The organism is Cryobacterium sp. TMT1-19 (assembly GCF_004403055.1).
Taxonomy (GTDB): Bacteria; Actinomycetota; Actinomycetes; order Actinomycetales; family Microbacteriaceae; genus Cryobacterium; species Cryobacterium sandaracinum.
Genome location: NZ_SOHB01000066.1, coordinates 1 through 12,038, shown reverse-complemented (window position 1 = coordinate 12,038; position 12,038 = coordinate 1). Strand labels below are relative to the sequence as shown.

Annotated in this window: 12 protein-coding genes; 9 read left to right on the top strand and 3 right to left on the bottom strand. The window is 65.3% G+C overall.

The window, feature by feature from the left end; genetic code table 11:
- Positions 1-434: 434 nt before the first annotated feature.
- On the bottom strand, positions 435-1,223 hold the full coding sequence (locus E3T40_RS15015) for an SDR family oxidoreductase (protein ID WP_104171186.1): 789 nt from the start codon (positions 1,221-1,223) through the stop codon (positions 435-437).
- A 242-nt stretch (positions 1,224-1,465) separates the two neighbouring features.
- On the opposite strand from E3T40_RS15015, the gene E3T40_RS15010 reads away from it, so the two are divergent.
- The 7 genes from E3T40_RS15010 (at position 1,466) to E3T40_RS14980 (ending at position 7,478) form a co-directional block, all read left to right on the top strand.
- Positions 1,466-2,107: an ABC transporter permease gene (locus E3T40_RS15010; protein ID WP_104171185.1), complete on the top strand. Its 642-nt coding sequence runs from the start codon at positions 1,466-1,468 to the stop codon at positions 2,105-2,107.
- Positions 2,108-2,168: 61 nt separating this feature from the next.
- Positions 2,169-3,416 (top strand): ATP-binding cassette domain-containing protein, encoded by a 1,248-nt coding sequence (locus E3T40_RS15005; protein WP_104171244.1) that lies wholly within the window; start codon positions 2,169-2,171, stop codon positions 3,414-3,416.
- A 107-nt stretch (positions 3,417-3,523) separates the two neighbouring features.
- Positions 3,524-4,249: an ABC transporter permease gene (locus E3T40_RS15000; protein WP_134544573.1), complete on the top strand. Its 726-nt coding sequence runs from the start codon at positions 3,524-3,526 to the stop codon at positions 4,247-4,249.
- Positions 4,250-5,275: a glycine betaine ABC transporter substrate-binding protein gene (locus tag E3T40_RS14995; protein ID WP_134544568.1), complete on the top strand. Its 1,026-nt coding sequence runs from the start codon at positions 4,250-4,252 to the stop codon at positions 5,273-5,275.
- A gap of 140 nt (positions 5,276-5,415) precedes the next feature.
- A complete protein-coding gene (locus E3T40_RS14990; RefSeq protein ID WP_104171183.1) occupies positions 5,416-6,120 on the top strand; it encodes a histidine phosphatase family protein in 705 nt (234 codons plus the stop codon).
- A gap of 9 nt (positions 6,121-6,129) precedes the next feature.
- The gene (locus tag E3T40_RS14985; RefSeq protein ID WP_134544565.1) at positions 6,130-6,702 is read left to right on the top strand and encodes a DUF3090 domain-containing protein; all 573 of its coding nucleotides are present in this window, start codon (positions 6,130-6,132) and stop codon (positions 6,700-6,702) included.
- Entirely contained in the window at positions 6,702-7,478 is a 777-nt protein-coding gene (locus E3T40_RS14980) for an SCO1664 family protein (protein ID WP_134544562.1), read from the top strand. The genes E3T40_RS14985 and E3T40_RS14980 overlap by 1 nt, the downstream gene beginning before the upstream one ends.
- Position 7,479: 1 nt before the next feature.
- On the opposite strand, the gene nrdG is transcribed toward E3T40_RS14980, so the two are convergent.
- Positions 7,480-8,082 (bottom strand): anaerobic ribonucleoside-triphosphate reductase activating protein, encoded by a 603-nt coding sequence (gene nrdG, locus E3T40_RS14975; protein WP_134544560.1) that lies wholly within the window; start codon positions 8,080-8,082, stop codon positions 7,480-7,482.
- Positions 8,075-10,312, bottom strand: a complete 2,238-nt coding sequence (gene nrdD / locus E3T40_RS14970; protein ID WP_134544571.1) for an anaerobic ribonucleoside-triphosphate reductase — start codon at positions 10,310-10,312, stop codon at positions 8,075-8,077. Before nrdD ends, nrdG begins: the two co-directional genes overlap by 8 nt.
- 308 nt (positions 10,313-10,620) lie before the next feature.
- Here nrdD and E3T40_RS14965 point away from each other — a divergent pair, with 308 nt between their 5' ends.
- Positions 10,621-11,460, top strand: coding sequence for a pseudouridine synthase (locus E3T40_RS14965; RefSeq protein ID WP_241981801.1), 840 nt, complete (start codon positions 10,621-10,623; stop codon positions 11,458-11,460).
- A gap of 276 nt (positions 11,461-11,736) precedes the next feature.
- Positions 11,737-12,038 (top strand): hypothetical protein (locus E3T40_RS14960; RefSeq protein WP_134544555.1); only part of this gene is annotated, 302 nt, incomplete at its 3' end.

The window sequence follows — 12,038 nt, the reverse complement described above, 5'->3', positions numbered from 1 at the left end:
TCTTTCCTTTGACAGTCAGAAACCTAGACAGGAAGCGGCGTGCGGCCGTTAAGGCGCTCCGAAACACCCACGGATAGAGCAGGGGAGCCGAGATTTTGCTCTAAACAGCGCGTTGAGGCTTAAAACGGGTGTCTGACCCAAAATCTCCGTCGAATTGGTGCGAGGCCGGGCATGGCGCTGCAACAACCTCCTCGGCGCCGAGTTCACCGCGCGCTGGATGCTGATGTTGCCGAACTGGGTGCGCGCACGCACCGCGACGGTCGGCTCGGACGCGTCGGGAGCACGTCGCCATCGAGCTTTTTGCGCACGTGCCCTTCCTTCGAGGTCAGGTCGAGCCAGGCGGCGACACCGGGCCGCACGCCGATGGTGCCCTGGCCGAATCCGCTCTCGACCTGGCACTGGATCTGACCTTCCGGGAGCCACAGACCGATCGGCTAGCCCCGGGGAAGGAAGATCGAACCGGCAAGTGTGATCACCGTTCTGCGCGGGATGAACGCGACGAGCGATGCGGTGACTCTGTTGCGCGCACCGACAACCACGGACGGCACCGATTTTCTGGCGCTGATGGCAGCCAGGGTCACGTCGACGACATTCGAGGCCGGCACTCGCTTGCCGGGTGACTGCGAACCGGCGATGTCGAAAAACTCAGTGTCGGTGGAACCCGGACTCACCGCGAAAACCCGCACTCCGGTGTTGTGGGTCTCGCCCCAGACGGCCTCGGTGAACGATAGGACGAACGCCTTCGTGGCTGCGTAGACCGCCATCCCGGGCACGGGCTGGTACGCCGAGGTGCTGGCGATGTTCACGATGATGCCCGAGTCTCGGGCCACCATGCCCGGCAGGAAGGCAGCCGTCAGGTCGACCAGCGTGCTGACGTTCAGAGCGATTTCCGAGTGAAGGCGGGCTCGGTCTTCGTCGACCAGGCGCGCATTGGTTCCAAAGCCGGCGTTGTTCACGAGAACATCAACGGTGATCTGCTGGTCGAGGAGTTGGTGCTCGACCGCGGCGGCCGCACCGGGCTCGCTCAGGTCCTGCGAAATGACGTGGACGTCGATCCCGTTCTGCTTGCGCAATTCGGATGCGAGAGCCTCCAATTTCTCGGTTCGGCGGGCCACCAGAATGAGGCTCGTCCCCGTCGCGGCGAAGGCTCGGGCGAAGTGACTGCCGATGCCCGAGCTGGCGCCGGTGACGAGGGCTGTCTTGCCTGCGAGATCGAAATTCATTCAGCTGCTTCCTGACGTAAACGGTGTTCACACCCTAGAGGAGCATCCCGTCGGTCAGTCAGGCGCACACCGGTCCGTTATATCTCGCTGCGGCGATAGGGGGGTGGCCGTGCGAGAATACTCAGCAACCCTCACCAAAGGCTCACAGCCTGCGTCCCCATCCAGTTCTGCATCCGCGCCTCCCGTTGCGCCCGTGCCGGTGGCGGTGAATCGGTGTGTTCTCGACTCGAAGAGGTTTTGATGTGTTGGACTTTCTAGGGGATCAGTATGAGCAGATCCTATTCAGCAGTTGGCAGCATTTCAGCCTTGTCGTTCAGTGCCTGATCCTGGCGACAGTCATCGCCGTCGTGCTGGCTTCGCTCGTCTACCGCAGTTCCGCGCTCACCGGGATCGCCAACTCGGTGTCGGCCATCGGCCTGACCATCCCGTCGTTTGCCTTCATCGGACTGCTCATCGCGCCGCTCGGCTTCGGTGTCCCTCCGGCCGTCGTCGTGGTGGCGTTCTTCGCCACGCTGCCCATTTTGCGGAACGCGGTCGTGGGCCTGTCGGGTATCGCTCCATCGATCGTGGAATCCGCCCGCGGCATCGGCATGAGCCGGTTTCGCACGCTCCTGCAGGTGGAACTGCCGATCGCCTGGCCGATCATCCTCACGGGCGTTCGGGTATCCGCTCAGATGGTCATGGGTGTCGCCGCGATCGCCGCATACTCCCTCGGCCCGGGCCTGGGTGGATTCATCTTCTCCGGCCTATCCCGACTCGGCGGCGCCAACTCCCTCGAGTCAGTGCTGACGGGCGTCATCGGCGTTGTCGTGCTCGCCCTTATTCTTGATCTCCTTCTCCTCGGCCTCGGCCGCCTGACCACACCTCGAGGTATCCGTGTCTGAGAACATTGCATCCAACCCTGCTGAATCCAGCAGCACCGAAGAATCCGTCACCCCCACCGGCATCACGGGTGCAAGCATCCTGTTGGACCACGTCACCAAGCGGTTCCCCGGCCAGGCGCGCCCCGCCGTCGACGGTCTCACCATGGAGATCCCGGCCGGCAAGATCGTGATGCTCGTCGGTCCCTCGGGCTGCGGCAAGACCACGACCCTCAAGATGATCAACCGGCTCATCGAACCGACCGAGGGTCGCATCGTCGTCGATGGCGACGACGTCACCGACATGAACGGCGACACCCTGCGCCGAGGCATCGGCTATGTCATTCAGGCCGGAGGACTTTTCCCGCACATGACGGTCGCCACCAACATCGGCATCGTGCCGAAGATGCTCGGCTGGGACAAGGCCCGCATCGCGGCCCGCGTCGACGAGCTTCTCGAGCTTGTTTCCCTCGACCCGGCGCTCTACCGCGACCGATACCCCAAGGAGCTCTCCGGCGGCCAGCAGCAACGCGTCGGCGTGGCGCGCGCCCTTGCGGCCGACCCGCCCGTGCTTCTGATGGACGAGCCCTTCGGCGCCGTCGACCCGATCACCCGACTGCGCCTGCAGGACGAACTGCTCAACATCCAGGAAGAATTGCAGAAGACCATCGTCTGCGTCACCCACGACTTCGACGAGGCCGTCAAGCTCGGCGACTGGATCGCCATCTTCAACGAGGGTGCCCAGCTCGTGCAGTACGACACTCCGGAACGCATCCTCGGCGACCCGGCCAACGAGTTCGTCGAAAACTTCATCGGGTCCGGCGCCGGCCTCAAACAGCTCACCCTGACGCGGGTGGCGGAGGTCAGCCTCAGCGACGCCGTCGTGGGCAAACCCGGTGAACGGGCAGCGGATGTGCTGGCCCGCGTCGTCGAGACCGGCCACGGCCACGCGGTCATCGTCGATGAGCGTCGCCGACCCATCCAGTGGCTCTCCGCGCGCCAGCTCGGCCGCCTCGAGGTCATCAGCGACGTTCCCGACCCGAAACTCCCGCTCGTCGGCAAGCGGGCCACGCTCAATGACGCGCTCGACACGATGCTCGTCTCGAGCGCCGGGGCCGCGCTCGTCACGGGCCGCCGCGACATGTTCAAGGGCGTCATCGACGTTCAAACCGTGATGGACGCCATCACCCGGTCACAGTCCGCTGCCGTGCTTGAGTCAGACCAAGCCCCCGTCGGGCTGAACACCGGCCTGTTCCAGGCGCAGGTGTCTGCCGCCGAGGCAGACCTGATCGAGACCGATCCCAGCGGCGCTGACGCGCGGTCCGTTCAGTGAGTACCCGCACCCCGCATACAGAGGCGGGCCTTGCCGGCGGCGATTCCGCCGTTGAAACGCCGGGCGACCCGACTGCGACCGGCCTACCGGTCAGCCGTGCGCGCACGGTGTGGCGATCCTGGCGGGGACTGGTCTACCAGCTGGCCGGCATCCTGCTCGCGTTCCTGGCGCTCGTGATCTGGCTGCTGACGGCCAACCTGTCGCCGATCGTGCTCACCACCCTCGCTCCCGGCGCGCTCTGGGTCTACACGGTGGAGCACATCCAGCTCACCCTGCTCGCCGCGGTGATCGTGTTGGTCATCGCGATTCCCTTGGGAATCGCCCTGACCCGCAGACCCTTGCGGTTTCTGACCGCTCCGGTGCTCGCCATCGCCAACTTCGGTCAGGCGGCCCCCGCGATCGGCGTCGTCGTGCTGCTCGCGTTCTGGGTCGGCTTCGGCTTCTGGGCCGCGACGCTGAGTCTCGTGCTCTACGCCGCGCTTCCGGTGCTGCGCAACACCATGGTGGGCCTGCAGCAGGTCGACGCCCGCCTCATCGAGGCCGGACGAGGCATGGGCATGAGCTCCGCCGCCGTATTGTTTCGGGTGGAGCTCCCGCTCGCCGTTCCGGTCATGCTGTCGGGCGTGCGCACCGCTCTCGTTCTGCTGGTGGGCACCGCGGCCCTGGCCACGTTCGTCAACGGCGGCGGACTCGGCATCCTGATCACTACGGGCGTCAATCTCAGCCTCACCCCCGTGCTCGTCACCGGATCGCTGCTCGTGGCTCTGCTCGCCCTGCTCATCGACTGGGTCGGCCGCGTTGTGGAACACATCGCCCGCCCGAAGGGACTCTAGATGTATCGCTCGTCTTCTCGCACCCGCCTCACGTCCCTGGGCCGCTGGGGGGTGGCAGCCAGTCTCCTCACCCTGTCCGCAGTCGCTCTGACCGGTTGCGGCCTGAAGCCGGCAACCTCGTACGTTCCCGCGGTCGGACCTGGGTCGATCACCCCGCTCAAGGGCGCCGAGGGCGTCGACCTCACGGTCACGTCCAAGAACTTCACGGAGCAGCTACTGCTCGGCAAGATCGCGGTGCTCGCCGGGACCGCCGCGGGATTCGACGTCACAGACCTCAGCAATCTGCCCGGCAGCCAGCCGACCCGCGAGCTGATTCTTTCTGGTCAGGCCGACGTGCTCTGGGAATACACCGGAACCGCGTGGCTGACCTACCTCGGTCAGGACGAGTCGATCGCCGACCAAGACAAAATGTGGCAAGCCGTGTATGACATCGACATCCAGAACGGCATCACCTGGGGCGCACCGGCCCCGATGAATAACACCTACGCCCTGGCTGTGCGCAGTGAGGCGGTCGCCGAGCTCGGCGGCATCACGACCATGTCCGAACTCGCCGCGTTGCCGGTCGAGGATCGCACTTTCTGCGTCGAATCCGAATTCAACTCCCGGCCGGACGGCATGAACCCCATGCTCGCCCACTACGGACTCGAACGTGGCGCCGCTGACGGGGTGCCCAATGGCAACATCGGAATCTACGACACCGGTGCGATCTACAGCGCGACCGACGACGGGGCCTGCAACTTCGGCGAGGTTTTCACGACCGACGGTCGACTCGACGCGCTCGACCTCACAGTTCTGATCGACGATCTCGCGTTTTTCCCTGCGTACAACGTCGCGCCGGTCTTCTTCACCGAGTCGATCGAGGCCACCCCCGGCCTGGAAGAGATCTTCGCCCGGATTTCACCCAAGCTCACCGACGAGGTTCTGCGCGGCATGAACCGTCAGGTTGACGTCGACGGGAAGGAACCCGCTGATGTGGCCTATGCCTGGATGATCGACGAGGGGTTCATCACCGACCCGACCGACTGAGTCACGGAGAGTCCAGCTGACTGCACCGCGTGGGCGGTGCCGGCGGTCAGCTTGGAGGACGCGACGTGACATCCGACTTCCTCAAGCATCAGATCGTCTGGCCGGGCTCCGTTCCCACCCTGCCTGTCTAGGCTGTACCCATGGCCACAGTCATCCTCGTGCGGCACGGCCGCACCACCGCAAATGCCACCGGAATGCTGGCCGGCCGCGCTGCCGGCGTTCGGCTCGACCAGATCGGGCAGGACCAGGCCGCCCTCACGGCCAAGCGCCTGGCCGTGGTGCCGCTGGTCGGCGTGGTGTCGAGTCCTCTGGAGCGCTGCCGGCAGACATCTCAGTTCATCCTGGACCACCAGGCCGGCTCGCTCGTGACGCCGGTGGAGGAGGACATCACCGAGTGCGATTACGGTGAGTGGCAGGGCCAAGCCCTCGGCGATCTCGCCAAGGAGAAGCTCTGGTCGTCAGTGCAGTCTCAGCCGTCGGCCGTCACCTTTCCCGGCGGAGAGTCGATGGCGACCATGCAGGCCCGGTCGGTCGCCGCCATCCGTCGTCACGATGCGGCGTTCGAGGCCGAGCACGGTCCGGGCGCGGTGTGGGTGGCGGTCAGCCACGGCGACATCATCAAGTCCGTTCTGGCCGATGCGCTCGGCATGCACCTCGACTTCTTTCAGCGCATCAACGTGGGTCCGGCATCCGTTTCGATCGTGCGCTTCGGCACCAGCCGGCCGAGCGTGCACGCCATCAACACGGATGCCGGCGACCTCGCCTGGCTCGGCGCCAGCGCCCCTCTGGCCGACGCGCCGGTGGGTGGCGGGGCTGGTCAGGCGCCGCACACAACGGTCGCCTAAAATACCCACATGCCCACAATCGTCCATGAGTTTGCCTGGCCGGATCGTGTCGTCATCGGCACCGTCGGTCCGCCTGGTTCTCGCACGTTCTACCTGCAGGTGCGCACCGGAGCTCAGATTGTGAGCATCGCCCTGGAGAAACAACAATCCGCGCTGCTCGCCGAGAAAATCGATGAGATGCTCGACCAGCTGATGAGCCATGAGGGCAACCCGTTCAGCATCCCAAGCACTACCCCCGTCGAACTCGTCGACAACGAGCCGCTGGATCAGCCCGTCGCGGAGGAATTCCGCACCGGCGGGATGAGCCTGGGCTGGGACCCCTCGACCGTGCAGGTCGTGCTTGAGGCCTATCCGCTCGTGGAAGTCGATCCGGCCAGTGACGACGTGCCCGACGAGGATCTGCTCGACGCGATCACGCAGGAGCCGGCGGAGATGCTCCTGGTACGGATGCCCGTCGGTACCGCCCGGGCCTTCGCCAAGCGCACGCGCGAGGTGGTGGGGGCCGGCCGCCCCCTCTGCCCGCTCTGCGGCAACCCCATCGACGCCGACGGACACACCTGCACCCTCCCCGGCAGCCCCTGATGCACGATGCCGCCCTCGACGGTGAGCTCGACGGTGAGCTCGAGCTCACGGGACGCATCACGACGGCCTCGAACGCGACCTTCCTCGGCACCATCGGCGGATTCACGGTGGTCTACAAGCCCATCGTCGGCGAGAATCCGTTGTGGGACTTTCCCGACGGCAACCTCGCCAACCGCGAGGCCGCGGCCTACCTGGTCTCGCAGGCCTTCGGCTGGAACGTCGTGCCTCGGACCTGGCTGCGGGGTGGCCCGATGGGCCGGGGGATGGTGCAGCTGTGGCAGCATACCGATCCCGATCAGGATGCCGTCGACCTCGTCCCGTGGGAAGCCGCGCCGACCCCGGGCTGGCGTCGCGTCTTCGACGGCCGGGACGAGCACAATCGTGCGGTGACCCTCATCCATGAGGACTCGGCAGCGATGCGACGCATGGCCGTGTTCGACATAATCGTGAACAACGCCGATCGCAAGGGCGACCACATCCTGGCGATGCCGGACGGGCACCGTCACGGCATCGACCACGGCCTCACCTTTCACGTCGACCATAAGTTGCGCACCGTGCTCTGGGGCTGGCTGGGCGACGAGCTCATCGCCGACGAGCTGGACGGGATCGACCGGGTCAGTGCGCAGCTGACCGGCGAGCTCGGCGACATCCTCGCCGGGTTGCTCACCGACGCCGAGATCGCCGCACTGGCTGCACGCTGCGACCGGTTGCGCTCTGAGGGGCGGTTCCCTGCGCCGCGCGGCGACATGCCCGCGGTGCCCTGGCCGCTGTTCTGACCTAGATCAGGTTCCGTTTCTCGATCTGTTCGAAGGTGCCGGTCGCGTCCGTGAGCCCGCCCCACAGCGTCACCTGTCCACTGGCCAGGGACTCCTGAACGTCGATGATCCGCTGGTTGCTGCTGCCCCGGAACTGCAGTTTGAGGTCGCGCTTGGCCAGTTCGAACCGACCGTCGACCAGAACGTCGATCGTGCCGAGAAGGGCCAGCTTGTCCGCACTCTCCCGCAACAGTTCTTCGAACGTGTAGCCGGTCCAGCACCACACATCCTTCGACGTGCCGAGCTCCCGGCGCACGCGGTCGAGGAGGGCCAGGCACACTCCTGTGTTGAGGAACGGCTCCCCGCCGAGGAGGGTGAGGCCCTGTACGTACTCCTGGCCGAGATCGGCCAGGACCCGATCCTCAAGTTCCTGGGTGTACGGCTGCCCGTAGCGAAAACTCCAGGTGGCCTCGTTGAAACAGCCCTCACAGGCGAACAGGCAACCGGACAGGTACAGGCTGCACCGCACCCCCTCGCCGTCGACGAAGACGAAGGGCTTGTAGTCGCCGACGTACCGCTGGCTCAGTTTCTCCGACAGCCACTCGCCGGGCCGGGGGTTACGCATCCACGGCGACGGATGCCGCGGCATCCGCCCCACGGATGCCGGTGGCGCCCGGCATGTGCTTGACCCGGGAGGTGATCTCGGTGTGCCGGCCGTGCACCATCGGGCGGGCCTGCGGGTTGCCGAGGTAGCCACAGGTGCGCTTGACGACATCGCAGGTCATCGGGTCGGCGTTGTGGCACTCGGGGCACTCGAACCCACGCGGGGTGGCGTCGAAGTCGCCCGAGAAGCCACAGGCGTAGCACCGGTCGATCGGAGTGTTGGTGCCCAGATAGCCGACGCGATCGTAGGAGTAGTCCCATACCGCCTCGAGTGCCTTGGGGTTCTGCTGCAGGATCGGGTATTCGCAGTAGTGGATGAACCCGCCGGAGGAGTACGCCGGGTAGACCTTCTCGAAGTCCAGCTTCTCGAACGGCGTCGGGCTCTTGCGCACGTCGTAGTGGAAGCTGTTGGTGTAGTAGTCCTTGTCGGTGAGGTTTGCCACGGCGCCGAACTTCGCGGTGTCGAGTCGGCAGAACCGGTCGGTCAGGCTCTCGCTCGGCGTCGAGTACACGCTGAACTGGTAGCCGTACTCGGTGCTCCACTCCTGGGTGCGCCCATGGAGCGTGCGCAGGATCTCGACGGTGAAGTCCTTCGCCTCGGGATTGGACTCCCAGTCACCGCCGTAAAAGGCCGCGGCCACCTCGTAGAGGCCGATGTAGCCGAGGGAAACGGTGGCGCGCTTGTTCTTGAAGAGGGTGTCGACGGGCTGACCGGCATTCAGGTGTTGGCCGAAGGCGCCGTAGATGTAGAGGATCGGGGCGTTCTCCGGGGTCGCTTCTTTGCACCGGTCGATTCTGAAGAGCAGGGCGTCGCGCGCCGTGCTCACCCGTTCGGCAAGGATGCTCCAGAACTTGTCCTTGTCACCGGCGGCCTCGAGGGCGATCCGGGGCAGGTTGAGCGTCACGACTCCGAGATTCATCCGACCCTCGGAGACGTCGTTGCCCTGCTCGTCGGTCCAGCCCTGCAGGAACGAGCGGCAGCCCATCGGCACCTTGAAGCTGCCGGTGAGTTCGACGATCTTGTCGTAGTTGAGGATGTCGGGGTACATGCGTTTGGTGGAACATTCCAGCGCAAGCTGCTTGATGTCGTAATTCGGGTCGTTCGGTGCAAGGTTGAGGCCGCGCTTGATGGTGAAGATCAGTTTCGGGAAAATTGCCGTGCGCTTCTCGCTGCCGAGCCCCTCGATCCGGATCTGTAGGATCGCCTTCTGGATTTCTCGCTCGAACCAGCTGGTGCCGAGGCCGAAGCCCAGGGAGGTGAAGGGGGTCTGCCCGTTCGAGGTGAACAGGGTGTTGATCTCGTATTCGAGGCTCTGCATCGCGTCGTAGATGTCCTTGAGGGTCTTCTCCTCGGCATAGGACCGGTGCTGCGACTTATCCGCGATCCACTTGCCTGCGTCGACCAGGTGCTTTTCGAGGTTCTTCTCGGCGTAGGGGGCGAGAACTTCGTCGATGCGGTTCCCCGAGCATCCGCCGTACTGGCTCGACGACACGTTGGCGATGATCTGCGAGATCTGGGCCGTCGCCGTCTGGATCGACCGGGGCGGGTTGACGTCGGCGTTGCCGATTCGGAAGCCCTGGCTCAGCATCGTCGTGAAGTCGATCAGGCAGCAGTTCGTCATCGGCGCGTAGGGGTGGTAGTCGAGGTCGTGGAAGTGCAGGTCGCCCTTCTGGTGGGCGTTGGCGACGTGCGGGGGCAGCATCTTCAGGCCGATGGCCTTGCCCACCGCGCCGGCGGTCAGGTCGCGCTGGGTGTTGAAGACGTCGCTGTCCTTGTTGGCGTTCTCGTTGACGACCGACTCGTCTTTGCTGATCAGTTTTATGATCGAGTGGTTGATGTCGGTGGCCTTGCTGCGGGCGAAGTCCCGCTGGATGCGGTAGTTGGTGTAGGCCTCGGCGGCGTCGTACTCCTTGCTGTCCAGCAGGGCGTGTTCCACGATGTTCTGCACCTCGTAGATCTTGATGTCGACCGCGAAGCGCGAGGCGATCTCGCGGTCGACGCGAGCGACCAGGTCACGGATGGTGCGGTGCGTGAGCGGGGTCAACTCGCCGTTCACCTCGGTGAAGCTCTTGGCCAGTGCCGCGTAGATGCGGGCGTTGTCGAAGGCGAGCAGGCGGCCGTCCCGTTTGGCCACCATGAGCGCGCCCAGAGCATGCTCGGTCGTGAGGTTTCCTGCGCCGGGGTTTTCCATTTTCAGCACGCGCTGCCATCTCCTTGGGTCGGTACCCACGGCAATCGGGCGGGACGCTGAGTCGGGCGAAAGAACCACATCTAGTGGTTGGGGTGCGATTCACATACTACCTGTAGGGTTTCGCAGTCATGTGCTTCGGCTCGCCGCCGGTGTCTCCGAGTTGGTGGAGCGGTTGCCGGGCGGCGTACGATCGGTGAATGCCACCGCCCTCCCCGTTGCCACAGCGCCACGGGCTTGACGCTGCCTGGGTATGCACGCCGGATGGGGGCCGGGCCGGGCCGCATCCGTGGCCGACCATGGGTGCGTGGTTGCTCGAGCGACTCGCCGAGTTCGTCGATGTCGCCGGGTTTCTGGCCGGGGAACGCTTCGCCTATCAGTCGGGCGCGCTGGTCGTGGGCAGCGACCCCTATGGCCCGCGTACCTTTGTCTGGTTTCATCGCGATCTCGCCGATGAGACAGTCGTGCCCGGGACCATCCACGTGGTGCATCGGGATGCCCGACTCGTCGTGATCGACAAGCCGGCCTTTCTCTCGACCATTCCGCGCGGCCGACACGTTGTACAGAGTGTGGTGGTGCGCTTGCGCGCCGAGTTGGGACTTCCCGAGCTCTCGCCGTTGCATCGCCTGGATCGGGTGACATCGGGCCTCGTGGTTCTGGCGACGGAGCGGCGCTGGCGTGGGGAGTATCAATCGATGTTCCAACGCGGCGAGGTCGAAAAGACCTACCGGGCGCTGGCCCCGCTGCGGCCGGATCTGGATTTGCCCGTCACCGTGCGCAACCACCTCACGAGCAGGCGCGGCCACTGGCAGGCCGAGGTGACCGACGACCCGGCCAATGCCGAGTCGCTGATCGAGCTGGAGACCGTTCTGGAGCACACGGGCGTCTATCGGCTGACGCCGCGCACCGGAAAGACCCATCAGCTGCGGATGCACATGCTGGGCCTAGGGATCCCCATCATCGATGACCCGGTGTACCCGGTCGTTCAGGATGTCGCGCTCGACGATTTCACCCGCCCGCTGCAGCTCCTGGCGAGCGAGGTGACCTTCACCGATCCGATCGACGGGGAGTTGCGCCGCTTCGAGAGCGTCCGGGCGCTTCCGCTGCAGGCTGAGGTTGCCGTTGCTGTTGCTGCTGCTGGCTCAGCCTGAAGGCGCCCCAACCTCCCAACCCATCGCGAAGCTTCCAACCGTGGCCATCGGCCGAACGAATTCGACGGAGATTTTGCTCAGAACCGGCCCACAGCATCCGTTTGGGCTCGAAATCGGTAAAATCTCCGTCGAATTCGTTAGGGAGCCCGGGTGCCTGAGATCACAGCAACGGATGCCGGTGCGTAGCCAACACCACGGCACCGCGCCGACCGAAATACTTTCTATACTCGTGCAGAAGCCCTTGACTGTACATTCGTATACGTCTACTATTGAGGCATGGCTGGAGCCCCCACTCCGCACCACCCCACCGCCTCACCGCAGGCGGTGCCGTCCCTCGCGCAGTCACCCCTCGCGCAGGCACCCCGTGCACAATCAGCCCTCGTGCAGCAGTTGCAGCAGGCGCGTGATCTGGCCGCGGCAGTGCTGGATTCGGTGTCCTTTTCCCTCCTGGGCGAGGCGGACGCGATGATGGTGCTGGTCACGGTCGAAGACCTCGGCCGCCGGGTCGATGCGGCCAGGGTCGCCTCCGCCGCTGACATTTCGGTACGGTGCCGCCGTATCCTGGGCAATGAGTCCCT

Coding starts and splice junctions, on each gene's coding strand:
- nrdG (WP_134544560.1), bottom strand. CDS start 8,082: ATGCGTAACCCCCGGCCCGGCGAGTGGCTGTCGGAGAAACTGAGCCAG.
- E3T40_RS14980 (WP_134544562.1), top strand. CDS start 6,702: ATGCACGATGCCGCCCTCGACGGTGAGCTCGACGGTGAGCTCGAGCTC.
- E3T40_RS15015 (WP_104171186.1), bottom strand. CDS start 1,223: ATGAATTTCGATCTCGCAGGCAAGACAGCCCTCGTCACCGGCGCCAGC.
- E3T40_RS14985 (WP_134544565.1), top strand. CDS start 6,130: ATGCCCACAATCGTCCATGAGTTTGCCTGGCCGGATCGTGTCGTCATC.
- nrdD (WP_134544571.1), bottom strand. CDS start 10,312: ATGGAAAACCCCGGCGCAGGAAACCTCACGACCGAGCATGCTCTGGGC.
- E3T40_RS14990 (WP_104171183.1), top strand. CDS start 5,416: ATGGCCACAGTCATCCTCGTGCGGCACGGCCGCACCACCGCAAATGCC.
- E3T40_RS14995 (WP_134544568.1), top strand. CDS start 4,250: ATGTATCGCTCGTCTTCTCGCACCCGCCTCACGTCCCTGGGCCGCTGG.